At 53.0% G+C, this 25,092-nt stretch carries 23 protein-coding genes and 1 other RNA gene; 15 read left to right on the plus strand and 9 right to left on the minus strand.

The annotated features are described in order from the left end of the window. Positions 1-429: 429 nt before the first annotated feature. Positions 430-1,365 (minus strand): DMT family transporter, encoded by a 936-nt coding sequence (locus tag ACTJI9_RS02000; RefSeq protein WP_440805663.1) that lies wholly within the window; start codon positions 1,363-1,365, stop codon positions 430-432. Positions 1,366-1,505: 140 nt separating this feature from the next. On the opposite strand from ACTJI9_RS02000, the gene ACTJI9_RS02005 reads away from it, so the two are divergent. Continuing rightward, positions 1,506-2,741, plus strand: a complete 1,236-nt coding sequence (locus ACTJI9_RS02005) for an alanine racemase (protein WP_115052526.1) — start codon at positions 1,506-1,508, stop codon at positions 2,739-2,741. On the opposite strand, the gene ACTJI9_RS02010 is transcribed toward ACTJI9_RS02005, so the two are convergent. The 8 genes from ACTJI9_RS02010 to ACTJI9_RS02045 form a co-directional block, all read right to left on the minus strand. Then, positions 2,736-3,947: a lytic murein transglycosylase gene (locus ACTJI9_RS02010; protein WP_307279239.1), complete on the minus strand. Its 1,212-nt coding sequence runs from the start codon at positions 3,945-3,947 to the stop codon at positions 2,736-2,738. The two genes, ACTJI9_RS02005 and ACTJI9_RS02010, sit on opposite strands and share 6 nt — an antisense overlap. A 114-nt stretch (positions 3,948-4,061) precedes the next feature. After that, positions 4,062-4,880: a glycoside hydrolase family 25 protein gene (locus ACTJI9_RS02015; RefSeq protein WP_115052528.1), complete on the minus strand. Its 819-nt coding sequence runs from the start codon at positions 4,878-4,880 to the stop codon at positions 4,062-4,064. A gap of 108 nt (positions 4,881-4,988) precedes the next feature. Then, positions 4,989-5,648 carry a class I SAM-dependent methyltransferase gene (locus ACTJI9_RS02020; protein ID WP_440805666.1) on the minus strand — a complete coding sequence of 220 codons (660 nt, stop codon included), beginning with the start codon at positions 5,646-5,648 and terminating at the stop codon, positions 4,989-4,991. Positions 5,649-5,651: 3 nt separating this feature from the next. Next, positions 5,652-6,917 (minus strand): DUF3419 family protein, encoded by a 1,266-nt coding sequence (locus tag ACTJI9_RS02025; RefSeq protein WP_307279233.1) that lies wholly within the window; start codon positions 6,915-6,917, stop codon positions 5,652-5,654. 166 nt (positions 6,918-7,083) lie between these two features. Next, positions 7,084-8,124: an HlyD family secretion protein gene (locus ACTJI9_RS02030; protein WP_440806200.1), complete on the minus strand. Its 1,041-nt coding sequence runs from the start codon at positions 8,122-8,124 to the stop codon at positions 7,084-7,086. A 7-nt stretch (positions 8,125-8,131) separates the two neighbouring features. Then, on the minus strand, positions 8,132-9,775 hold the full coding sequence (locus ACTJI9_RS02035) for an MFS transporter (protein WP_370878723.1): 1,644 nt from the start codon (positions 9,773-9,775) through the stop codon (positions 8,132-8,134). A 5-nt stretch (positions 9,776-9,780) separates the two neighbouring features. Beyond that, the gene (locus ACTJI9_RS02040) at positions 9,781-10,227 is read right to left on the minus strand and encodes a MarR family transcriptional regulator (RefSeq protein ID WP_115052533.1); all 447 of its coding nucleotides are present in this window, start codon (positions 10,225-10,227) and stop codon (positions 9,781-9,783) included. A 78-nt stretch (positions 10,228-10,305) separates the two neighbouring features. Next, positions 10,306-10,806 carry an N-acetyltransferase family protein gene (locus ACTJI9_RS02045; protein ID WP_440805670.1) on the minus strand — a complete coding sequence of 167 codons (501 nt, stop codon included), beginning with the start codon at positions 10,804-10,806 and terminating at the stop codon, positions 10,306-10,308. Positions 10,807-10,978: 172 nt separating this feature from the next. On the opposite strand from ACTJI9_RS02045, the gene ACTJI9_RS02050 reads away from it, so the two are divergent. The 14 genes from ACTJI9_RS02050 to ftsW all read left to right on the plus strand — a co-directional run bounded on the left by ACTJI9_RS02050 (position 10,979) and on the right by ftsW (position 25,089). Beyond that, positions 10,979-11,335 (plus strand): antifreeze protein, encoded by a 357-nt coding sequence (locus ACTJI9_RS02050; protein WP_115052535.1) that lies wholly within the window; start codon positions 10,979-10,981, stop codon positions 11,333-11,335. Positions 11,336-11,456: 121 nt separating this feature from the next. Continuing rightward, positions 11,457-12,176, plus strand: a complete 720-nt coding sequence (locus ACTJI9_RS02055; protein ID WP_337354508.1) for a DnaJ family molecular chaperone — start codon at positions 11,457-11,459, stop codon at positions 12,174-12,176. Then, a complete protein-coding gene (locus ACTJI9_RS02060; RefSeq protein WP_115052537.1) occupies positions 12,163-12,927 on the plus strand; it encodes an N-acetylmuramoyl-L-alanine amidase in 765 nt (254 codons plus the stop codon). The genes ACTJI9_RS02055 and ACTJI9_RS02060 overlap by 14 nt, the downstream gene beginning before the upstream one ends. Before the next feature lie 214 nt (positions 12,928-13,141). Next, positions 13,142-13,900, plus strand: coding sequence for a lytic transglycosylase domain-containing protein (locus ACTJI9_RS02065; protein ID WP_354344170.1), 759 nt, complete (start codon positions 13,142-13,144; stop codon positions 13,898-13,900). An 88-nt stretch (positions 13,901-13,988) separates the two neighbouring features. After that, positions 13,989-14,422: RNase P RNA component class A (gene rnpB / locus ACTJI9_RS02070), an RNA gene on the plus strand. A 363-nt stretch (positions 14,423-14,785) separates the two neighbouring features. Further along, entirely contained in the window at positions 14,786-15,229 is a 444-nt protein-coding gene (gene mraZ / locus ACTJI9_RS02075) for a division/cell wall cluster transcriptional repressor MraZ (protein WP_115052539.1), read from the plus strand. Next, complete coding sequence (rsmH, locus tag ACTJI9_RS02080; protein ID WP_440805673.1) at positions 15,229-16,266, plus strand: 16S rRNA (cytosine(1402)-N(4))-methyltransferase RsmH; 1,038 nt, start codon at positions 15,229-15,231, stop codon at positions 16,264-16,266. The genes mraZ and rsmH overlap by 1 nt, the downstream gene beginning before the upstream one ends. A 3-nt stretch (positions 16,267-16,269) precedes the next feature. Next, positions 16,270-16,683, plus strand: a complete 414-nt coding sequence (gene ftsL, locus ACTJI9_RS02085) for a cell division protein FtsL (RefSeq protein WP_115052541.1) — start codon at positions 16,270-16,272, stop codon at positions 16,681-16,683. Continuing rightward, complete coding sequence (locus tag ACTJI9_RS02090; protein ID WP_440805677.1) at positions 16,683-18,422, plus strand: peptidoglycan D,D-transpeptidase FtsI family protein; 1,740 nt, start codon at positions 16,683-16,685, stop codon at positions 18,420-18,422. Before ftsL ends, ACTJI9_RS02090 begins: the two co-directional genes overlap by 1 nt. Before the next feature lie 72 nt (positions 18,423-18,494). Next, positions 18,495-19,964 (plus strand): UDP-N-acetylmuramoyl-L-alanyl-D-glutamate--2,6-diaminopimelate ligase, encoded by a 1,470-nt coding sequence (locus ACTJI9_RS02095; protein ID WP_115052543.1) that lies wholly within the window; start codon positions 18,495-18,497, stop codon positions 19,962-19,964. Continuing rightward, positions 19,961-21,394: a UDP-N-acetylmuramoylalanyl-D-glutamyl-2,6-diaminopimelate--D-alanyl-D-alanine ligase gene (locus tag ACTJI9_RS02100; protein WP_440805680.1), complete on the plus strand. Its 1,434-nt coding sequence runs from the start codon at positions 19,961-19,963 to the stop codon at positions 21,392-21,394. The genes ACTJI9_RS02095 and ACTJI9_RS02100 overlap by 4 nt, the downstream gene beginning before the upstream one ends. Before the next feature lie 32 nt (positions 21,395-21,426). After that, positions 21,427-22,509, plus strand: a complete 1,083-nt coding sequence (gene mraY, locus ACTJI9_RS02105; protein WP_115052545.1) for a phospho-N-acetylmuramoyl-pentapeptide-transferase — start codon at positions 21,427-21,429, stop codon at positions 22,507-22,509. A gap of 10 nt (positions 22,510-22,519) precedes the next feature. Beyond that, on the plus strand, positions 22,520-23,932 hold the full coding sequence (murD, locus tag ACTJI9_RS02110) for a UDP-N-acetylmuramoyl-L-alanine--D-glutamate ligase (protein ID WP_440805682.1): 1,413 nt from the start codon (positions 22,520-22,522) through the stop codon (positions 23,930-23,932). Next, positions 23,932-25,089 (plus strand): putative lipid II flippase FtsW, encoded by a 1,158-nt coding sequence (gene ftsW / locus ACTJI9_RS02115; protein WP_115052547.1) that lies wholly within the window; start codon positions 23,932-23,934, stop codon positions 25,087-25,089. The genes murD and ftsW overlap by 1 nt, the downstream gene beginning before the upstream one ends. Positions 25,090-25,092: the final 3 nt, after the last annotated feature.

Consider the following 25,092-nt stretch of genomic DNA (forward strand, 5'->3'; position numbering starts at 1 on the left):
CTTAACGGTCAGAGACCATATCCGTAGCGCTCATATTTCAATTCAAGGTATCAGTCCTACGACCATTGCACCAATAAATGCGAACGCTGCACAGATCATAAGGACATTCATCGATCGAGTTAGTCCCATCGCTTGTCTCCTGCAGTTAACCCTCATAACATAGCGCAAATTCGCCACAGAAAAAGCCCAAATATTACCGAACGATGACAAAGAGTGTAGAAATTTTTTCTACAGTAGCGATAAGTTTTTGAAACTAAACGTATTTAAACGTTTGAAAATGTCGAAAAAATCGAAAAAATTCTTTGCTGGCGGTAAAATTTTGCAGTGCGGTAAAATTATCGCAGTTTTCGTTAGTGTGTTGCTTTGCCACATTTCGAACAGGATTAAGCCTTGGAGTTTCGGGCTAACTACAGAAATTTTATGACAATTCTATCTATTCGGCTTTCTGGAAAGCGCTAGAATACGGCCATCAATGATCAGCAGACCCAAAGCGATGAGGGCCATCCCGGCAATGTCTTGCGCCGCCAGTTTCTCGCTAAGAAAAATTGTTCCAAGTAAAACCGCGCTGACCGGAACAATCAGGGTGACGAGGGAGGCATTGGTTGCTCCCGAAGCTTTCACGATTGAAAAGAACAGGATATAGGCGAAAGCTGTCGATAGCAGCCCCAATCCGAGAATGGCGGACCAGACGCCCAGGCTAATCCCATCCAAATGCGGCATGCCGTCATGGAGGAGTACGACAGGGATCATGATAAGAGTGGATGCTGTCATCTGTCCGGTTGCCGTTACTGTTGGCGGGATGCCTTTAAAGCGTTTGGCCAGGATGCTCGCGAAGGCGTAGGATATAGTTGCGGTTATGACAGCAAGCTCGGCCCATAGCGGCCCGCCAAGGCCAGTCAAAATTCCAGGCCCGATCATGACCACAATACCCACGATACCCATGAAAATGCCGGCAAGCTTGGCTGCCGTAACCTTTTCGTCGGCGGTCAGTATGGTCGCCAATATGACCGTCCAGATAGGGGTCGTTGCATTGAAGATAGAGGCAAGACCAGCACCTAGCGCTGTTTGCCCGATGAAAAGCAAAGAAAAGGGAATGACATTGTTCAACAGGCCGAGTCCGGCAAAACCGAGCGCGTGGCGACGATAGTCCCAGAAATTAACACCGCGGCTTCCAAGATAAATATGCAGCGCCAGGGCTGCTATGACAACGCGAAACAACACCAGCGTGAGGGGTGGAACAACTTGTACAGCGATGCGCGCGAAGAAGAATGACCCACCCCAAATAGCACCTAGCAACAGCAATTGCAGCCAGACAAATCCGGACATGGAAAGGGGCGGCGGCACTTTGGCATCAGCTACGGACACGGCAATGACCCTTTCATGGTAAGCGGATTGCAAATCCTTAGCCATTTTATGGCGAGTCGCCACCCGATTCTTGCAACAAGTCGCGACTTTCATCCGTCACTTTCCCTTGCTAAGAGTCTGGAATGACGCAAGACACACAGATGCAACGATTCGCCACCGCCCGTGATGCAGCGCTTGAATTGCGCCCGGATCAACCGGTTTATTGCTTCAGGCCTCAGGTCCTCATCGAGGACGCTCATAACTTCATGAAGATGTTTCCGGGCGAGACCGCTTATGCGGTTAAAACCAATGGTGAAAATCTGGTGCTGGAAACACTCGCCCGTAACGGCATCAATACGTTTGACGTGGCCTCGCCGGGGGAGTTCGCAGCTGTTCGAAAAGTGGCACCCAATGCGCATATGCTCTACATGCATCCGATCAAAGCGCAATCGGACATCCGTCTGGCGCTTGAAACCTACGGGATACGTATCCTTGCCGTAGACCATGAAGATGAGATCGCCAAGGTGACCCGCATTGTGCGGGCTTTGGATATCGATCCGGGCAGCATAACTCTCTACATTCGGTTGCAGACAAAGGGACATGCAGCATACGAGCTTTCAAAGAAATTCGGTGCTGCTCCGGCCCATGCCGTGGAATTGCTGCAACGTTCAGAAAAAATTGGCTACAAAGTCGGCCTTTGCTTCCATGTTGGCAGTCAGATTGAAGATCCCGATACCTACGAACGCGCATTGCGCGCTGCCGATTGGGTCAGAAATCGCGCAGGAGTGACACTGGCCGGGCTTGATGTCGGCGGTGGTTTTCCGGCCGAGTATGGTCATGATCCCAAGCGCAAACAGGTCGAAATGCCCTCGCTCGGGCAATTAATGTCGCGTTTGCGCGGCGATATCAATGAATATGGTTTTGGAGATTTGCCGCTGGTTGCCGAACCCGGACGGGTTATTGTTGCGCGGGCCTTTTCGCTGATTGTTCGAGTGCTTCTGCGCAAAGGCAGACGGCTTTACATCAATGATGGTATCTGGGCATCGCTTTCGGATTCCTGGACTGGAAAAATCACTTTGCCAGCCCGGTTTATCCCAGACCCTGCCAAGAAACATCGCAATGGCAATCCTGAAACGATTGTGCCTTTCCGTGTTTGCGGGGCAACTTGCGATTCCGTTGATATTTTGTCCCGCCCATTCTGGCTGCCGGAAACCGTGGATACCGGCGACTGGATCGAGATTGGCAATATCGGTGCCTATTCTCTGTCGTTGCGTACCCGGTTTAACGGTTTCTACCCCGATACATTTGTCGAGGTGGAAACACCGTTTGAGGCGGGCGGCCGGCCGGAAGGTTTTGCTTCGCTGGAGACGATGGAATACGCGTCACAAGACCTATAGCTTGTTCAGTAGTTCCGGTGTTGGCCAGGAATCGGCTGGCAGGCCCAGTCGCATCTGTTCCTCGCGGACGGCGTCACGGGTAAGAATGCCGAACACGCCATCAATTTTCGGGCCCATATCGTGGCCGCGCGCTGCCAGCTTGTTCTGCAGTTCTTTCATCTGTTCAGGGTTGAGTCCCTGTTCGGGCGTTGTCTGCTCCAACGGGCCTGCCCCTGCCAGCCGCGTAGCGAAATAAGCGGCCGTGGTCGCGTAGATGATGGACTTATTCCATTCTACAAAGATATCGAAGTTTGAATAGGAAAGGAAAGCTGGACCCTTTCGGCCCATCGGCAATAATAGCGATGCGTCGCCATCATCCGGGCCAAGCGGCCCCTTTAGGCCGGTTACACCCCATTCAGCCCATTTGGAGTGTGGCAGACGATTGGTGCGGATGGCGTTCTCCCATGGGAGTTCTTTGGTGAGTTTGACCTCTTCGAGCCATGGCTCGCCTTTGCGCCAGCCAAGATCGCGCATAACACGGGCGGCGGTCATGATCGCATCGGGTGCGGAGCCTTTCAGGTCAACCTTGCCATCACCGTCGCCATCAACGCCACGCTCAAGATAATCGGTCGGCAACATCTGCATTTGGCCAATTTCGCCAGCCCACGCACCGGTCGTCTTTGCATCAACAACGCCGCTGTCAAATAGCTTGAGCAGTGCAATCAATTGCGGGCGGAAAAGTTCAGGCCTACGGCAGTCGAAGGATAGCGTCAGAAGGGCATTCAGCGTATCGAAATCGCCCTGGACGGCACCAAAATCCGTCTCGAGGCCCCAAAAGGCCGAAATCACAGGACCGGGGACACCATATTCGGCCTCGGCTTTGGCAAAAGTATCAGCATATTTCTTCAGATTGGCTGCGCCCTGTTTCAGGCGGTAATCAGCAACCATGCGAGATGAAAACGTCAAAAATGTCTGGCTGAAAACGCCCTGCGCACGGTCGCGTTCCAAAACCTTGTCGTCCATCGAAGCCTTGAAAAGCTCGCTGATGCCTTTATCGCTGACACCCGCTGCCTTTGCTTCGGCGATCAAGCCATTGAACCAGGGTTCAAGTTCGCCTCCACAGGCGGGTTTGGCGACAACAGGTTGAGCTGGTGCAACCTGATCCAGAGCTTGAGCACTGGAAATGGTAAGCAGACTTGCGGCGATGGCGATCGATATTTTATTCATTGGGAAATCTCGTTGATGACGGGCGCGCCAAGGCACGCACACTTTCCCTGCTAATGCACGATAACCGTCGTCAGGTGAAGTCACAGAATAGAGAGAACTGTTCGACTCAAAGCTTTATCGAACCTTGTTGCGCGCCAGCCACTGTTTCCATGCGCTTTCGCTGCCGGCAAAAACATTGATATCGGCATCTCCGCGTATGCCGGGGATGGAACCCGTTCCGGTATATTGCCAGAAGGTCCAAGGATGCGGTCCATATTTCTCATCAGGATGCCCCGCAACCGAGCGAAGCCAGAAAGGATAATCGGCGAGTTGGCGCAAATCATTGTCATCAAAGAAATCGACAGTGGTATAAATGATGGGGCGCTTGCCGTAGTGACGCTGTACGATGTCAATGAAGGTGCGCATCTCGCTGCGAACAATTGCTGCATTCGGTCTCAGCTTGCAGGTGGGTGATGCGGCGTTCCATTCCATATCCAGTACTGGCGGCAGGGCACCCGGGTCATTCGGCACATTGCGGATGAACCAACGGGCCTGATCGGCGGCAGAGCGGCAGAAATAGTAAAAATGGTAAGCACCACGCGGAACACCTGCAGCTCTTGCTGCTGCCCAATTTTCTGCAAAGCGGTCATCGACCCGGTCACCACCTTCCGTGGCCTTGATAAAGGCAAAAGAGATGCGGCTCGAGCGTGCAGTCTGCCAGTCTATGGTGGATTGATATTTGGAAACGTCCGTGCCGTGTATTGGATAATGCCAAGGTGTTTTTCCGGTCCATTCATGTGGATCGCTATCACCGTAGCGCGGTGCCTTGACATTGCCGGAGGGCGCATCCATCTGGCGTGTCGCGGATGGTTTCCTGGCGTCCTCAAAATTATAATCGACGGTCGTACAGCCGGTTAAAACGAGTGTCATCAAAGCGGCTGCAAGACGTTTCATATAAAATTTCCGCGGCTAGATCATTGTTCGGCATTGGTGCGATCTTACAGATGCACTATTATGCTTAACAGATCATGAGCGGTCGCGCTGACCCACGTGGGATCGAAATTACATACCGTTCCGGCGTATAGTCGTTATCCAGGCAAATCCGCGATAAAGCCGTTGTTTCTGCACTGTGGCATTGTTTTTCAATGCAATGGATTCGGCAATATCGAACAGATCATTGCGCGGCGTGACATGATACCAGTCCAGCCACTTATAGAGTGCTTTGCGGGAAACGGACGGCAGATCGGCCAGATCACCGAAGTCAACAATATGAAGAGAGCCGTGCGGAGCAAGGTGGCTGACCGCTTCATGCATTACCAACTGCCATTGCGGGATCATTGAAACGGCGTAGGAGATAAAAATTCGGTCAAAATGCCGACGCGCGAAAAGGGCTTGGGGATTAAAGTCGGCTGCGTCTGCATAGGCAAGCTTGGCCCGCTTACCAAGACCGGCCACCTCTATTTTCTTATGCGCGGTTGCGAGCATTTCGTTCGAAATATCAATGCCGTAGAGGGAAGTCTTTGGATAAGCCTCGCCAGCAAGAATCAAATTCCGGCCTGTTCCGCATCCAATCTCGAGGATGGAGCCGCGTTCTGGCGGATTGAGACCGGCAATCATGGGGTCGCGGCCCAGCAGATAATATTTACGTGTCACATCGTAGAAATGGCGTTGATGCCGATAGACGCGATCCATAAGAGGACCATGTTCGATCTTCGTAAACATGATTCAACCTCGGAATGTGTACAAATGAAATCCGCCATAAATAGAAGATCGGTCGCGCGCATGAAGCGTTTTCGACTGATCTTCCTTGTATTCCCACTGCGCTAGCGTTGCGTCATCGACACGGCCCGGCAAAAGAGAGGGCTCGGCGGCTGTGCGGAAGATTACCCGCGCGCCGGGAGCAGCTGTGCGGGTAATTTCAGTCCAAAGCTCATTGAGCTGCGTATCGTTCATCCAGTCTTGAGCATCCAGCAATATGAAGCGATCCACTGAGTTTTCAGGCTTTGCGCTCAGAAACTCCGTGTAGGACGCATTGACGACGCTCATTCGGCCGGCACGTTCACGCACTGCCGCAAAATTGTTGCGGGATAAATAAGGCGGTAGCGGACCGGTCTCCGCATTGTCGCTATAGCCGCGGCCAAAGGCTTGCCAAGCAAAATAGTTTTCTGAAAGCGGAAAACCGCAGGCGAGTTTTTCAAGGCGCCCACGCAATACCTCAGCCATATCGCCGTTTCCTGCAGTTGCAAGGGCATCATACTGCTGTGGTGGAATTCCGAGGCCAAAAAGCGAAGACTTCCGTGCGGTCGCCCAGCGGATCATGCGTTTGTCAAAGAGCGGGGCGAGGGCGGTGTCGAAATAAACCCGTTGTTCGGCAAGTGTCGATGCCTTCAGAATATCGCGCGGGTCAATACCGTAGAGTCTGGCAACGCGATGCCCCATGCCGATAAACAGGCCAAGCAGGCCATGGCGGTAAAGGTCGCGCGAAAAAATGGAGATACGCCGCCGGCCGGACACCATCCGCTTCTCCCAATAGGAGCGGCTGGTTGCATCAAGGTGCGGCCGGATGAAGCGTTCATAGGCCGTTAGATTGGATTTGCTGTCGGCAGTTCCATAGAACCGATAAAACGCATCGTAATTGGGAAGATTGACGACAGCAGCAAGCTTGAGGCGGTTGAAGGCAACGTGAGCCGTATTGAGATCAACGGCTTCAACACTGGCAGGATCAGCCGTCAAATAGGACATGGCATTACAGCCGCCGGATGCAATGGTAACAATTCGATGACCGGCACCAATCTGCAGGGCCTCCATATCAACTTCCGGATCTTCCCATATTTGCGGATAGACCAGTCCCTTGAAAACGTGAGCAAACAGTCTTTCAGACAATCCGGCGCGTGATAGAAGCCGGTTTTGCCGAACAGCCCTGTTCAGTTTTTCATTGCTGATATGCGAGCGAGGAGGCGGCGTATTTGCAGACTGTCGAGCAACTGGCATCCAAACGAATCCCCTTTATTGGAAATTCCTGCTCGCCTAGCACCCGCATGTAACAAGTTGGTGACGCCGCTGTGACGTAATGGATGAAGCTGATGACAATTTGATTCAAATTTTATTGATAAGTATTGGTTTTCGAATCTGATTCTTCCGCCTTGTGCTGGCGCTGTCAGCGTTGGGGCGGTTCAGTTCGTACCACCACCGACATTCCGGGGGCGAGATATTGTGCCAGGTCCTGTCCGGGATCGACTGATATGCGTACAGAGATACGTTGCGCGACCTTTGTAAAATTTCCGGTGGCGTTGTCAGGTTTGATTACGTTGAATTCAGAGCCGGCTGCCGGTGCAAATCGTTCAACCTTGCCGGACAGTCTTTTGCGATTGAGAGCGTCGACTGTGAACGTGATCGGCTGCCCCAGTGCAATATTGCTAAGCTGTGTTTCCTTGAAGTTTGCGATAATCCAGACTTCGCTGGGGACAATTGCCATGAGCTGCGTTCCGGCACTGACATATTGGCCGAGCTTGACACCAACTTCGCCAAGAGTGCCATCCCGTGGAGCTAGAATTTTAGTGTTGGACAAATCGATATCAGCCAGTTCAACGGCTGCCTTTGCGCCTGCGACTGCTGCTTCCAACGAACCGCGACTGACCTTAATGGTTTCAAGATCCTGATTGGACACTTCCAGTGCTGCTTTGGCCTGAGTTACAGATGCCTGGGCTTGCTCCAATGCTGTTTCACTTTGCTCTGCGTCACTCTTTGTCAAAACACCCTGACGGGCCAATGGCTCGATGCGGGCCCAATTGGCCTGTGCTCGCCGCAATACAGCCTCAGCGCTGTCGAGTTGTGCCTGGCTGGATCCAATGCGTGCCTCGGCGGCACGTTGCTGCTGTGTTGAGTTGTCAAGAGCGGCTTGCTGACTGGCGAGAGTCGCTTTTGCCTGATCCAGTTTTTGCGCAAAAATCCGGTCGTCAATTTTGGCCAGAAGTTGGCCCTGTTTGACCTTGTTATAATCCTGTACCGGAACATCAACGATATAGCCGCTCAACTGCGGACTAATCAGAGTAACATAGCCCTTCACATAGGCATTTTCTGTTATCTCGATATCGCTCTGAAATGGTGGCAGGCGCCAGGCATAAAGCACAAGCACGAGCCCGGAAATTCCAATAAGGATGGCAATTATCGTTGCCGAATGGCGCATATATTTAGACATCATCTGATCAACTCGTTTGAATGGCGAGAACGGTTTCCCGGTTGCGGAAAAGTGCGCGCAGGGAGACGTGCGTTAAAAGAATAATGAGCGCGAAAAGCGAAATACCGGCAATGAGCAGAAACGCATCATTATAGGCGAGGATATTGGCTTCACGCGTCGTTTGTTGGGAAAGCAGCGCTATTCCTTCTGCGTTTAACAGGGTGCCGTCGGTAATCGATCGGCTATAACCCGCTGTCAGTTGCCCAACACGCTGAACCACAAGCGGATTAGATAGGACAATGCTTTCTGCCAGGATATTGGAATGGAATTTCTCGCGTATCGTTATGAACGTACCGAAAACCGCTTGCCCGAAAAGCCCCCCAAGACTTTGTGTGGCTAGAAACACGATAATGAAACTGAGAATGTAGTTTGGCCCGCGTTTCAACGCTGAACTTAGCCCGACGGACATGGCTGGCGGCAAGAAGAGAGCTGTGGCAGCGGCTATGCAAGCTTGACTCGCATACATTTGCGCTGGGCGCGTGAGGTTCGTTGATTGGCTGTCCATATAGGAGCCGGCAATAAGAAACATCAAGGCAACGGCATGGATCGCAGGCACTCTTTCGGGTGTCATCACTGCGGCACATGAGAGGCCCGCTACAATCATTGCCGCCATGGAGACCATATAGATCATGCTGATTTGATCGTTTAACAGGCCCAGATTTTGAAAGAAATTATTGGCGACGGTTGATTGTTCGGAGACGACAAGCCTGAAAAGCAGAATTGTTCCGGCGAAATGAACGATCTCCTTGCTGGCAATCCAGCGGATATCGAGGAGGGGTTTTTCCCGGTTGAGCTCAATAATGACCGCAGCCGTAATGGTGACAACTGCAATAGCCAGAAGCACACCAAGCCAAGGGGCTTCAAACCACCAATAAAGCCTACCGGTAACGAGCGTCACGGCGATACAACCGAAACCGATGGCTATCAAAAGATAGCTGATAATATCCAATTTCTCGATGACCTTTGCCCTTGGTATGGGTGTCAGAGGGAGAAGATAGATAACGCCAAATGCGATAAGGGCGAGAGAAATTTCGAACGTATATAATCCGCCCCACTGGCCGATATCCAACAGCGTGGGCGAAAGCAGGCGAGCCAGAGGCGAGGCCAGCGATATATTCGTTAGCACCAGACATATGGCTATTGTCATCTTGCGCGCCGGTGTGAACGCCTCAAGCATGTAAAGGAAGGCAAGACTCGACAATGGAGCTGCGGCAATGCCGCTGACAAAACGAATGATGATGGCCGATTGCAAATCTGTGACCACCAGATGCAGCAGCGATACAAGCACGAAAATTGCCAAGCTTAACTGGGCAAAATTTCGCAAGCCATACTGATTTCTGATCTTGATAAGTGCAATCGACAGGCTGACATTGGGTGCCATATAGGCAGCGATCAGCCAGGTGGTTTCGGTGTTTGTTGCACCGAGATAGCCCTGAATCTGCGGGATATTTGTAGCGATCAGATTCATTCCAAGGCCCTGCGTCATCGATAGCAGAGTTGACGCGCCAATATAGGCAGCCGAGCGGAGCGGATGCATAGGAACGGGCGCCGCAGGGGGAGGCGGTGCAGTTTTGATCGGATCATAACCGACAAACTCAGCTTCGGGGAGCATGTGGCTCAGTCCCTCTCGTCGAGTTCGTTGATATTGCGGTTAATTGACCGAAGGACATCTATTGTGTTCTGCAGGTCTTCGCTCTCGATACCCGCCAGGACATCAGCGCGCAGCTTTTGGGCAAGATCATTGACCTTTTTTGCTAATGTCCTGCCGGTCACTGTGATGTGAATTTCCTTGGCGCGCCGGTCCCCTTCTGCCTCTTTGCGTTGAATGAATCCCTGACTCTCAAGACCGTCAAGCAAGCGCACCATGGTGGGTGTTTCTATATCCAGCTCTTCTGCAAGCTCCTTTTGATTGAGCACTGCAAGCCTGTCGAGCAGCAACAATGTCCGCGCTCTGGCTTGTGTCAGTCCTAATTCTTTCACACGCGAATCAAAATGCGTGCGCAGCTTTCGGCTGGCTCTGCCCAATTCGTCCACAAAAATGAAATGTAAGCCACGATGTGCCATAAGATAGCCGTATAATAAGTAGGTTGCTAATTATTAATGTGCGATATAACTCCAAACGGATTGGATTTCAAGGTCGTGTCAGCGTAGATCGAGACGCAGGAGTTCGTCCGTATAAGATTTGCCGTCGATACGCAGGGCATCCTTCTCCACGCCGAACACCTCAAAACCCAAGCTGAGATAGAGCGTGCGGGCTGTAATATTGGCAGCCATGACGGTCGCGTGTAATGTATCAACGTGATTTCGAGCGTAATCGATAACTGCCAGCGTCAGTCTTTTTCCGAGCTGATGCCTGCGCCATCTCTCATCCACATAAACACCCCAAAGCAAACCCTTGTGTTTTTGCTTTGTCTTGGAGTTTGCGGCAAAGCCTGCAACGCCGATCAGTTCACCTTCAGCAAATGCACCGAAAACGGCGTTTGGCAGAGCGTCAAGGCGGCAGCGAATTTCGGCCATGTCGAGATCGGCCTCTTCTTCATAGCTTGAGCCGAATGCTTCCGGCGCCGCTTGCAATCCATGTAAGCGCAGTCGCTGGAATTGCTCTGCATCCTTCCTGTTCAATACCCGGATCGAAATATTCATATTCGGACTCCAAATATCACATCATGACAGGCAGATGACGAATGTCGCCATGTTTACAAAGAGATATCCACATAAGAGTTGAATGAAAATGAAAATAGAACTCCATTCCGCCTTATTTCAGATAGAGTGGATTCGAGGGGCCACTTGAGTACCTAGGAGAGGATTAAAACACATGAAGAATAAATTTGTTATCGCCTTGGCAGCTGTATCGTTGTTTGCTTTGGCTGGCTGCGGTGAAAGCGAGCAGAAGACCGAAACGCCACCTGCTACAACTGAAGCACCAGCTCCAGCACCGGCGCCGGCTCCAACAGCGGTTGAACCAGCAAAGCCAATGACTGCTCAAGACGCGATGAAGACCATTAAAGAGCAGGCTGCAACCATGACTGCTGAGCAAAAGCAGGCAGCCGTCGAAACCGCCCGCAAGGCAGCTGAAGAAGCCGCAAAAGCGGCGGGACAAACAGCCGATCAGGTTAAAGCCGCTGCCGACGCAGCTGAAAAAGCCATCAAGGATGCGCTTGGCGTTCAATAAAATTCAATTGGCAGGTACGGCAGGCCTCATGTTTGCCGTACCTGCGCCCATCTATGTCAAACAGTTTTGATGCGTAATTATCTCTCTCGCAATTGCGAAAAACTTTGAATAAAATAGAGCCATGTCTATTTGGCGCCGCATCAGCGATTTCATCACCACCACAGCAGTCGATGCATTCTCCAGCATTATCGAGGCTGTACGTACCGCATTTGAAGGCGATCCCGAAACGCGGCGACGCGTTGCGTTTTCGATAGCAATGATTGCCTTGTCGGCCAAAATGGCCAAGGCAGATGGCATTGTATCACAAGCCGAGGTTAATGCGTTCCACGACATTTTTCATGTGCCTGAGCAGTATCAGGACCAAGTCACCAGATTATATAATCTGGCAAAGCAGGATGTCGCGGGTTACGAGGCCTACGCAACGCAGTTGGCTTCACTTTGCGGTTCCGGTCACCGGAACTGTCAAATGCTGGAAGATGTTCTTGATGGGCTTTTCCATATTGCCAAGGCCGATGGCGCATTGCACGACAAGGAATTGACATTTCTCGGCACGGTTGCGGAAATCTTTGCCCTTGATGAGGAAAAGTTTGACCGTGTCCTTGCGCGGCATGTCGGGCGTGGACAGGCAGACCCATATCTGGTCTTGGGTCTGGCGCGGAATGTAAATTTTGAGACTGCGCGCAAGCAGTATCGCGCGCTGGTTAGAGAAAACCATCCGGATATGTTGATTGCCCGAGGTGTGCCGGAAGAATTCATAGCTATCGCCAATCAACGTATAGCGGCTATCAATGCGGCTTGGGAAAAAGTCGAAAAAGACCTGAAGGCATATGAACGCGTTTAAGCCCGATCATTTAAACGTGGCAGTTCACGCGTCGCCAAATTTCGGTCCCCGCAAGGATGGCAAGCGCCCGCATATTCTTATCCTGCATTATACCGGCATGGAGACGGGCGAAGCTGCCGAAAACTGGCTGGCAAACCCGGAAAGCGAAGTTTCCGCGCATTATGTCGTGCACGAAGACGGCAGGATCGTGCAATTGGTTTCCGAAAGTGAGCGCGCCTGGCATGCCGGAAAGGGCTCGTGGAAGGGCGAAACGGATATTAATTCTTGCTCAATCGGGATTGAAATCGTCAATGGCGGCCCGCTACTTGGATTCCCGGTGTTTCCGGGCGAACAGATCGACGCGGTTATCGACCTTTGCAAAGGCATAATCTCGCGCAATGGAATTCGTCCTGAAAATGTCCTTGCTCATTCAGATGTCGCACCTGCACGCAAGATCGACCCCGGCGAGAAATTCCCTTGGCCAGTGCTATTTAATTCCGGCGTGGGGCATTGGGTCGATCCGGCTCCGGTGCGCGGTGGTCGGTTCTTTTCTGCCGGTGATCAAGGGCAGCCAGTGGAGGCTTTGCAGTCCATGCTGGCTCTTTATGGCTACGGCGTACCCATTGATGGGGTCTTCGGAAATGCGACCGAATTGAGTGTTTTGGCCTTCCAGCGCCACTTTCGGCCGGCAAAAGTGGACGGAGTCGCGGACATGTCAACCATTGAAACGCTGCACAAACTACTTTCTGCACTCCCGGCATTGTCAGCATAACGTATTGAACGTTAAAGCCTTTTCTGAGAGAAATTGTGCGATGCAGCATATATATTACAATGGGTTACACAAAGTTATTTGATGTATCAATATTCGGCTGCATTGGGCCGTCACATCCTAGCCCAGTGTTTCGGGCAGCCCAGTTTGGATTTTTGGGCTCGGAACGTTCCCGGCGCGCATCTTTCGTGCGGCCCAAGAAATTAAACGGAAAACGATGACAAATAGATTTGGTATGATTTGCGCCCTTGTTGGGGCGGTGGCTTTGTTTGGTTCAAATTCAGCATTCAGCAAACCGGTCGAGGCCCAGCCGACAAACCTGGCCGATTATCTGAAGGCAAAGCGTGTTGAAGCCGATAAGAAAAAAACGACCGAAAAAACTGCAAAGAAGGTTGATGGAAAGAGCCAGGGCAAGAAGGTAAGTGCCAAGGTTTCATCCGGTAAAAAGGCTGCAGTAAAAACTCAGCGTATCTCAAAAAAGATTTCTGGTTCCAAGCGTCCGGTCGTTCAGGCAAAAGCCCGTTTCAAGACCACGACGGTAAACAACCGTATTGATACAATGACAACCGGCAGCATTGCATCTGCCGCCTCTGCTGGTGGTTCGACCAAATATTCCAGCATCATTTCTTCTTACGCAGCGTCTTACGGTGTTCCGATTGCACTTGCTCATGCGGTCGTCCGCGTGGAAAGCAACTACCGGGCTGACATGACTGGCCGTGCTGGTGAGGTTGGTTTGATGCAGATCAAATATTCGACGGCACAGGGCTTGGGCTACACAGGTAGCCGTCAGGCGCTCTATAATCCCGATACGAATATTCGTTGGGGTATGAAGTATCTTGCCGGAGCCCATAAGCTTGGCAATGGCACGACTTGCGGCACGATCCTGCGCTATAATGCAGGGCACGGCGCCACCCGGATGAATCCGATTTCGGCCAATTATTGTGCCAAGGTCAAACTGCAAATGGCGGCCAACTAAGCATTCGCTAGTTGCTTTGAGGAAGGCTGGATGACTATCCAGCCTTTTTTCATTTGCCTTTTCTGGAAGATAAGCATTTATACGGGCGCCAGCTGGCCGGGCAGCCGCGCATGTCATAAGCCGAAAGGCGGCATGTGAGGAAAGTCCGGGCTCCAGGGAAACACGGTGCCGGATAACGTCCGGCGGGGGCGACCCTAGGGAAAGTGCCACAGAAAGGAAACCGCCCCGTCTTTCGTTGTGCCGCGTCTATAATGGATGGGACACAAGGAATGACGGGGTAAGGGTGAAAGGGTGGGGTAAGAGCCCACCGCGCAACTGGTAACAGGGGCGGCAAGGCAAACCCCACCGGGAGCAAAACCGAATAGGGACGGCGTGCCTGACGAAAGTCAGGCGATCAGTTTCCGGGTCAGTCGTCCGGGTAGGTTGCAGGAGGCGGATGGCAACATCCGTCCAAGATGAATGGCTGCCGCGCCGGATGCAAATCCGGCCATACAGAACCCGGCTTACAGGCCAGCTGGCACTTTAAACTCTGCGATTATTTATCATTCTCCCCGTAAGGGAGGGGACTGGTTTGCGATTCCTAACGCTTCATTAAGCTTAATGATGGATAAATTCAGAATCGCCGGAAGTGTGCTTGGTTTTGCCAGCTACTTCCATCCTGTGTACTCTAATCCCATTGACGCCCATAGTGCCCCATGATATCGATTGATTTCATCAGTAGCGTTCAGTCGACACGGTGTTTCCCGACATTGGATCTTGCCATGCAGGGCCGGCATTTCGCCGGAGTTGCGACGCGCGCTTATGAGATTCTGTCTCCTCGGTTGCAGGGAGAGGCAGGGGCAGAACGATCAGAGACCCTTGAGGTCAGAACGGCGGGATTAAGCTTTGAACCGGTTCCTCGGGCATATGACGAACAGGATCGACGCAAAGGGGCGGGTTTCCGTTCCGGCTCAGTTTCGTCTGATTGTGCAGTCCGCCGGTCATACGGAGCTTTATGCCCTACGCTCTCTTCATCTTCCTGCTCTGGATGTGGGCGGACCGGAACTGTTGACCCGATTCGACAAAAAGCTGGAAAGCGAAGATCCGTTTGCGGAGACAGCGGACGATATGTCGTTTTATCTTCACGCGGACGGCGGCTTCCTCAAATTGGACGCAGATGGGCGGATTACGGTGACGGATTTCCTGCGGGAACATACGGGCATCTCCACAGATGTGACCTTTGCGGGGGCGAATACGCATTTTCAAATGTGGCAGCCGGATCAATTCGAAGCGCATCGCAAAACAGTTCGGGCCCGGCTCGCGGAAAAACGCCGTCTGGAGGCGAATTGATGACCGGTTCTGACGCGGATAATGGCTCAAAAAACGCAGATGATCGTCATGTCCCGGTTCTGCTTGATGAAGTCATTGCTGCCTTGCAGCCGGAAAAAGGCCAGCGAATTATCGATGGAACCTTTGGAGCTGGTGGTTACACCAAGCGTATTCTTGAAACGGGCGCTGACGTAACGGCAATTGATCGCGATCCTTCTGCTATCGAAGCTGGCCGTGCCCTGGAAAAAGACTCCGCCGGAAGGCTGACCCTCGTTCAAGGCACCTTTTCGACGCTGGATCAGGTTGCCCTTCTGGGTGCTCCCGATGGCATTGTTCTTGATATCGGTGTTTCGTCCATGCAAATTGACGAAGCCGAGCGTGGCTTTTCTTTCCAAAAAGATGGACCACTCGATATGCGCATGTCGAGTTCGGGTCCGAGTGCTGCTGATGTGGTCAATCGTCTCAAAATTGGCGACCTCGCGCGCATTTTCAATTTTCTTGGGGAAGAGCGCAACGCGGGCCGTATCGCCCGTATGATCGACAAGCGGCGTGCGACGGAGCCGTTTCATCGTACCCGCGATCTGGCCAATGCAATCGAAGCTCTGGTTGGTCGAAATCCGAAAGTTCCGATTCATCCGGCGACGCGTGTCTTTCAGGCGCTGCGTATTTTTGTGAATGATGAGCTCGGCGAATTGGTGCGCGCATTGCATGCGGCTGAACGTGTGTTGAAGCCCGGCGGACGGCTCGTTGTTGTAACATTCCATTCGCTTGAAGATCGCATCGTTAAACGCTTCTTTGCAGATCGTTCAGGCGCAGGCGGCGGCTCGCGTCATTTGCCGCAGGTCGAGCAGCGCCGCGCCACATTTACCCCGGTTGGCAAGGGGATCGTTGCGCCGACAGAGGCGGAGGCGGCGCGCAATCCGCGGGCACGTTCCGCCAAGCTTCGCGCAGGCATCCGCACGGATAGTGCGCCGCTTGTCGAAGATCATGCGATTTATGGTTTGCCTAATCTGCCCATATTTCATGAAACCCAGTCTCAGAAGAAAATGGGGAGTTGACCAGTGCTGCGTACCTTCGACATCATTTTGATCGGGTTGATGATAGCGGCGGCGTCGATAACCTATAAGATCAAGCACGACGCCGAGAAGCAGATGAATCAAGTGACGAAGCTTGAGCGCATGATCTCGGATGAGAACGATACGATTGATCTCTTGAAGGCTGATTGGAGTTTGCTCACCCAGCCAAACCGTTTGCAAAAACTGATAGAGACCTTCCAGGGTCAGCTTGATCTTCAACTCGTTGAAGCCAATCAGATTATAGACATCAATGATCTGCCCCAACCAAAGCCGGTTGTTTTTGACTCTGTCGCAGACATCATCACCGAAGCCAGCGCCAAGGACTTGAAGCCGGATTCTACGTTGACCGGCAGCGTGGCAAAAAAGGCTAATCCCGCACCAAAAGGAGCTGCACAATAATGGCTGCTGTTTGGATCAAGCGGAAGAAGATCGATCTGGAGTCTGGAACTGCACCGGCCTTTGCCGTGGATGCAAAAAAGAAGAAATCAGGCAATCGCGCGCGCAACCGTGTTGTCATGGCCATTGCTTGCTTCATAGGCATATATAGCGTCATCGGCGGAAGACTGATCTATTACGGGATTCAGGAAGATACGACCGGATATAATGGCCCAACTGGTACGGTGCTGGCTGCGCGACCGGATATTCTTGATCGAAATGGCGAAGTCTTGGCAACCGATATCAAGACGAATTCGCTTTATGCTGAACCGAAGAAGATCATTGACCCTGATGAAGCCATTGAGCTGCTTTCGACAGTGCTTCCTGATCTCAATTTCGAGCAGACCTACAGCCGGCTGAAAAGCAAGGCAGGATTTGCCTGGTTGAAACGTGGCCTGACGCCACAGCAAAAGAGCCAGATCATGGCTCTGGGCATACCTGGCATCGGTTTTCGCACGGAGAAGGCACGGTTCTATCCAGGTGGTCCTACCGCTTCGCATATTCTTGGTCTCGTAAATATCGACAATCAGGGCATTGCCGGTATGGAGAAATATATCGACGAACATGGCCTGTCGGATCTGCGGGACGCAGGACTTGCAGACAGCCGGTCGCTTGAGCCCGTCAGGCTTTCGATTGATCTGCGTGTGCAACATGTGGTGCGCGATGTGGTTGTTCAGGCCATGCAGAAATATAGCGCCATCGCCGCTGGTGCAGTCGTATTGAACGTCAAGACTGGCGAAGTTCTAGCCATGGCATCGGCCCCGGATTTTGACCCGAATAATCCATATAATGCTCTGGAAAAAGACCGGCTTAACCGTATGTCTGCCGGTGCCTTTGAGATGGGTTCGACAATCAAAAGCTTTACCACGGCAATGGCGCTGGATTCCGGCAAAGTCAATTTGCAAAGCACATTCGACGCGCGCCGCCCGATCACTATTGGCCGCCAGACGATCCGGGATTTCCATGGCAAGGGCCGGGTTCTTACCCTGCCTGAAGTGTTCATTTACTCATCCAATATCGGGTCGGCAAAAGAGGCCGATGTTGTTGGCATTGACGGTCATCGTGAGTTCCTGCACCGCATGGGCCTCCTTGACCGTATGGTGACAGAGCTGCCGGAAGTAGCCCGGCCAATGGAGCCAAAAGTCTGGAAGAAAGTGCATTCCATCACTATCGCATTCGGTCATGGTATGGCGACGACACCCTTGCAGACTGCGGTTGGAGCGGCTGCTCTCATGAATGGCGGTCGCCTGATGCCTCCGACATTCCTGCCGCGTACCATGGAAGAAGCCGATAAAGTCGCCAAACAGGTCGTGAGCGAAAAGACCAGCGAAGATATGCGTTATCTGTATCGCCTGAATGCTGAAAAAGGTTCCGGTGGTTCGGGTAATCGCGCAACGGTGCCTGGCTATCGCGTTGGCGGTAAAACCGGGACGGCGGAAAAAGTCGTCAATGGACGGTACTCCAAGGATGTCAGGTTCAACGCATTTGTCGCCGCATTTCCGATCGATAAGCCTGAATATGTGGTGTTGACGATTGTAGACGAGCCGAAGGCCGAGGCAGGTAAAATCGGCGCTACTGCCGGTTTCAATGCAGCGCCTATGGTTCAGGAAATCATCCGCCGTTCAGCCTCTTTCTTGGGCGTGCAGCCGGATTTCAACGAAGAACAAATATCTGCTCCAATGATGGTGAACTTTAACCAATAACACTCGGAAAACGAATCAATAAGAGGCGTTTTTCAACCGAACTCATGGGAAAGAACAGGTTCCGGTCCGGCCATGAAATTGAAAGAATTGAACGGCATCCCTGCCTTGGCAATCTCCGAATTTGGGGAAAGAGCCATCACTGGTCTGACATCGGACTCTCGACAGGTTCAGAAGGGATACGTTTTTGCCGCCCTCAAAGGGGTAAAGGCTGACGGGATAGCCTATGCTCAGGATGCTGTAAAAAGAGGCGCGTCGGTTATCATCGCGTCGAGTGGCGCCAAGCTTGGAAATATTGGTGCGCCGATCATTTATGTTGACGATCCGCGCCGTACACTGGCGCTTGCCGCGGCGAGTTTTTATGGAAGCCAGCCTGATGTGATGGTCGCTATCACCGGGACGAGCGGGAAAACCTCTGTTGCCTCCTTTACGCGGCAGATCTGGGCGCAGGCAGGTTTCGCATCCGCCAGCATTGGCACTACAGGCGTCATCTCGCCGACACGCGATGATTATGGTTCTCTGACAACGCCGGATCCGGTTGAACTCCACAAGCTGTTGAGTGAACTTGTGGAGGAAGGCGTTACCCATGCGGCTATGGAAGCGTCATCTCACGGTCTCGATCAGCGCCGTCTTGACGGTGTAAAGCTCACAGCCGGTGCGTTCACCAACCTCGGCCGAGATCATATGGATTACCACCCCACGGTCGAAGAATATCACGCGGCCAAGCTGCGGCTTTTCACAGAACTCCTGCCGAAAGGTGCGCCCGCGGTCATTTTTGCCGACGATCCTTTTTCCAAGGCGACAATCGCCGCAGCGGCGGAAGCTGGCTGCAAAGTATTGACTGTCGGTCGCAAGGGCGAATTCATATCGCTGAAGCGGGTTGAACATGAACGTTTCCGCCAGCACGTTGAAGTGCATATTGCGGGCGAGATTTATGAAATAACATTGCCGCTCGCCGGTGATTTCCAGGTCGCCAATGGACTCGTTGCTGCGGGTCTTGCCATCGCAACGGGCGTTCCGGCAGCAGCGGCGATGCGTGGCCTTGAGCGCCTCAAGGGCGCTCCGGGACGGCTTGATCTGGTGGGAGCGACGGAAGAAGGCGCGCCCGCCTATGTTGATTATGCGCACAAGCCTGATGCGCTTGAAAATGTACTGACGTCAGTGCGCCCATTTACGACTGGCCGCGTTATCGTGGTCTTTGGTTGCGGTGGCGATCGTGACAAGGGCAAGCGTCCGATGATGGGCGAAATCGCTACGCGGTTAGCAGATGTCGTTATCGTTACGGACGACAATCCACGCTCTGAAGTGCCCGCAACCATACGCGCCGAAATTCTCGCGGCTGCTCCCGGAGCCCGCGAGATCGGCGACCGGCGCGAAGCTATCCGCGAAGCCGTTGCAATGATGAAGTCGGGCGACACCTTGATCGTTGCGGGAAAAGGTCATGAAGAAGGCCAGACTGTCGGCGACGTCGTGCTGCCATTTTCGGACCACGTTGAAGTAGCTCAGGCATTGAAAGACCGTATACCACAGGAGGGCGGTATATGAGTCTTCTGTGGTCTTCCGATGCCATGATCGCCGCCATGAATGGCAGGCCGGTCGGTAAACTTCCGGAGGGCATCACCGGCATTTCCATCGATACGCGGACATTGCGCGGTGGCGAGGCGTTTTTCGCAATCAAAGGCGACGCCTTGGATGGTCATGACTATGCCACCGCCGCAGTTGCAGCGGGTGCGGCGCTTTTGGTCGTTGCAGAGGCCAAATTGCCTGCTCTTGGCAAGCTGAAAGCTCCTATGATTGTTGTGGACGATGTTTTGGCCGCCATGACGCGGCTTGGCATTGCCTCGCGCGAGCGCTCTCACGCACAGATTATTGCGGTAACTGGCTCCGTCGGCAAGACGACAACAAAAGAAGCACTGCGTCACGTTCTTTCCGAAGTCGGTAAGGTTCATGCCTCGGTTGCATCGTTTAATAATCATTGGGGCGTGCCCCTGACGCTTGCACGCATGCCGCAGGACACGGATTACGGCGTCTTCGAAATCGGAATGAACCATGCCGATGAGATTCGTCCGCTGGTTAAAATGGTGCGCCCACACGTGGCGATCATTACATTGATTGCTCCGGCACATCTTGGCCATTTCAAAAACCTTCAGGAGATTGCGACAGCCAAGGCGGAAATTTTTGAGGGCCTGCTGCCCGGTGGCTATGCTTTGCTCAATCGCGACGACAAGCACTACAAGTTTCTGGAGAAACTTGCGCTTGAAGCCGGTGTCGAGCACATCAAATCCTTTGGTGAGAATGCCAGGGCTGATTATCGGCTGATGAAGCTCAAACTGCACGACGCCTGTTCGTGCATGACTGCGCGGCTTGCCGGCGAAGAGGTTGTCGCAAAAGTTGGCGCACCTGGCCGCCACATCGTTCAGAACGTTCTGGCGGTGCTCGGTGCTGCACATCTCACAGGCGCTGATATGGCCAAAGTTGCCTTGGCGCTTTCATCGCTTCGCGCTGAAAGCGGACGTGGTGAGAGACACACGCTTGAGATCGCAAAGGGCACATTTACGCTAATTGACGAGAGCTATAATGCAAATCCCGCATCAATGCGCGCAGCTGTCGAACTTCTCGCGTCTGCAACCCCGACAGGCAAAGGGCGCCGTATTGCCGTTCTAGGCGATATGCTGGAACTGGGAAAACAATCGCCCAGGCTGCATGCCGAGCTGTCGTCAGTTATTGCGGCAAACAATATCAACATGGTTTTTCTCGGCGGACCGGAGATGGCGGCGCTGAAAGCAGCCATGCCGGTTGAAATTCGTGCCGAATACAGGCAGAGCGTGGAAGAGTTGCAACCGCAATTGCTGAATACGATCAGAGCTGGTGACGTGATCATGATCAAGTCGTCCAAGGGGACCGGCTTCTCCCAGATCGTCAAAACGCTCTTGCAGAAATATAACACCGCCGAACCTCTCGCTCCTGCCGAGTGAGCCTGCGGGGGATGGGGAAAGGGCACTAATCAATGCTTTATTATCTTGCCGGCCTGGCGGAACAGCTACAGTTTCTCAACGTGTTTCGTTATATCACGTTCAGGACCGGCGGGGCGCTGATTACCTCCGCGCTCATTGTTTTCCTTTTCGGGCCACGGATCATTGATTCCTTGCGCGTCCGTCAAGGTCGCGGCCAGCCAATACGCGCAGATGGCCCACAGACCCACTTCAAGAAGGCCGGTACGCCAACAATGGGCGGACTGATGATTATGACGGGCATTATCATTTCATCATTACTCTGGGCCAACTGGTCCAATATTTATGTATGGGTTGTGCTGCTCGTCGCCTTGGGTTTCGGTGCAATCGGCTTCTATGATGATTATCTGAAGGTCAGCAAGCAGGCGTCCAAGGGTTTTTCCGCCCGCGCGCGTCTTGGCATCGAATTCCTTATTGCAGCCATTGCCGGTCTGACGATCATGTGGGCAGGGCAGGAGCCTTTCTCCTCGTCACTCACATTTCCTTTCGCCAAAGAGTTTATACTCAACCTTGGAATTTTCTTCGTTCCGTTTGCAGCCTTCGTCATGGTTGGCGCGGGCAATGCAGTGAATTTCACCGACGGTCTTGATGGTCTGGCAACAGTCCCGGTCATGATTGCTGCTGCCTCCTTCGGCGTCATTGCCTATCTGGCGGGTAACGCGATTTTCGCGGACTATCTGCAGATTCACTTCACTCCCGGCACGGGTGAACTCGCCGTCGTGCTCGGTTCTGTAATTGGAGCGGGGCTCGGCTTCCTCTGGTTCAACGCGCCGCCTGCTGCGATTTTCATGGGTGATACAGGTTCGCTGGCCCTTGGCGGATTGATCGGCGCTGTCGCTGTCGCTACCAAGCACGAGATCGTGCTTGCCATTATCGGCGGCGTTTTCGTCATGGAAGCCATGTCCGTGATCATCCAGGTTGCCTCGTTCAAAATGACGGGAAAACGGGTTTTCCTTATGGCGCCGATCCATCACCATTTTGAAAAGAAGGGCTGGACCGAAAGTCAGGTCGTGATCCGTTTCTGGATCATTGCCGTGATCCTCGCGCTCATCGGTCTTTCAACTCTGAAACTGAGGTAGGGCTGCAAGTATGATATCTGCCCACTCCATGAAGGACAAAACCGTCGCGCTCTTTGGGCTCGGCGGTTCGGGCATTGCAACGGCCCAAGCCATTATTGCTGGTGGTGCGAGGGTTATTGCATGGGACGATAATCCTGACAGCGTAATGCGCGCCCAAGCCGCAGGCGTTACAACCTCTGATTTGCGTAACGTCGATTGGAAACAGTTTTCCTCTTTTGTCTTGTCCCCAGGGGTCCCATTGACCCATCCGCGTCCGCATTGGAGCGTTGATCTTGCGCGGGCAACCGGGGTCGAGATTATCGGTGACATAGAATTATTCGTGCGGGAGCGTAATCTTGTCCTCGCAGATAGCCCGGGTGCGGAGATACCGTTTATCGCCATCACCGGCACGAATGGGAAATCCACTACTACTGCTCTTATCGCCCACATCATCAAATCATCGGGTCGCGACGTGCAACTTGGCGGCAATATTGGCACAGCAATCATGACGCTGGGTCAACCGGAAAACGGGCGTATCTATGTGGTTGAATGTTCTTCATACCAGATCGATCTGGCGCCTTCGATCAATCCGACTGCGGGTATTTTATTGAACCTTACACCGGATCATCTGGATCGCCACGGCACCATGCAGCACTATGCCGAGATCAAGGAAAGACTGGTGGCGGGAAGCCAAACCGCGATTATTGGCGTTGATGACAGTTTTTGCGCTGCAATTGCCGACCGGCTGGAACGCGCTGGAAAACGTGTCGCCCGGCTTTCCAAGCGTATGCCCATAGCGGAGGGTTATTTTGCTGAGGAAAGCCAGTTGTTCCATGCCCATGACGGTGTGACGACGGCAATTGCTTCGCTTGAAGGGATAGGGTCGCTGCGCGGCGAGCACAATGCGCAAAATGCTCTTGCAGCTTTTGCCGCGTGCCGTGCGGCTGGTCTGTCGGCTGAAGAGATCAATGCTGGTCTGAGAACGTTTCCTGGTCTTGCTCATCGCATGGAGCAGGTTGCCAAGCTAGGCTCGACACTCTTCGTCAACGACTCCAAGGCGACAAATGCCGAAGCTGCAGCGCCTGCATTGTCTTCCTTTCCACGTATTTACTGGATCGCTGGTGGGCTGCCTAAAGAAGGCGGCATCGCTTCGCTGTCGGGTTTCTTTCCGCGTATCGCTAAAGCCTATCTCATCGGCGAAGCTGCCCCGCAATTCGCGGCAACCCTTGGTGATACCGCACCTTATGAGATTTCCGGTACAATTGACGTTGCCGTTCGACATGCTGCATCGGACGCAAGCAAAGACGAAGCCGGCGAGCCCGTGGTTCTGCTGTCTCCTGCCTGCGCCAGCTTCGATCAGTTTCAGAATTTTGAAAAACGCGGTGAAGCTTTCCGCTCTGCCGTTCTTGCGCTTCCGGGCGCATCACCTATTGGGGGTCTGTAATGGTAAGTCGCATTGACCGTGGTCCCGTTGCTGAGTGGTGGTGGACGATTGATCGCTTTCTTCTGGCTGCATGTCTGAGCCTGATGGGCCTTGGCATTTTGTTGTCTTTTGCCGCAAGTCCCGCTGTTGCCGAACGCATCGGGCTTGAGAGCTTTTATTTCGTCAAGCACCAGTCCATGTTCATGGTTCCGGCTGTGATCGTCATGTTTGCGGTATCGTTCATGGCGCCAAGAACGATTAGGCGATTTGCGATCATCCTGCTCGCCGGTGCGATATTTGCCATGGTGCTTGCCCTATTTTTCGGCATTGAAGTCAAAGGCGCACGCCGCTGGATTTCGCTCGCGGGCATATCGGTGCAGCCGTCCGAGTTCATGAAACCGGCATTTGTGATCGTTTGTGCCTGGCTTTTTGCCGAAAACGAACGCCGCAAGGATATCCCTGGCAATTTCTTTTCGATGGTTCTGTTCGGCGTTGTTGCTGCCTTGCTGATTGCTCAGCCCGATCTTGGCCAAACGATCCTGACTGCGGGTACATGGGGTGCCATGTTCTTCATGGCTGGTGTTCCGTGGATGTGGATCATTGCTTTGGGCGGTCTTGGTGTGGCCGGGTTCTTTGGCGCTTATACGGTTTTTCCGCACGTTGCTGGCCGTATTGACCGCTTCATGACGGGCGAGGGCGACACGTTTCAGGTTGATGCCGGACGTGAAGCCATTATCCGCGGCGGCTGGCTCGGACAGGGCCCAGGTGAAGGAACCATCAAGCGTATCATTCCGGACAGTCACACCGACTTCATTTTCTCGGTGACTGCTGAAGAATATGGAATCGCGCTCTGTCTCTTGATCGTTTTGATTTTCGCTTTCATCGTTATTCGCGGTCTGTCGATAGCCTTGAAGGAGCGTGATGACTTTACACGTCTTGCTGTGTCCGGGCTGGTGATCCTGTTTGGTTTTCAGTCCATCATCAATATTTCGGTCAATCTGCATCTTATGCCTGCCAAGGGTATGACGCTGCCATTTATCTCCTATGGCGGTTCTTCGCTTATCTCCGTGGCGATCTCGACCGGATTATTGCTGGCTTTGACCAGGCGCAGGCCAGAGGGGCGCCGCTCCGCAACTTTGGGAAATTCGCAGAGACCTGCCATGATGGGTGCAGGATAGCCA

Origin of the sequence: Phyllobacterium sp. 22552, assembly GCF_052044585.1 — a bacterium.
Lineage (GTDB): Bacteria > Pseudomonadota > Alphaproteobacteria > Rhizobiales > Rhizobiaceae > Phyllobacterium > Phyllobacterium ifriqiyense.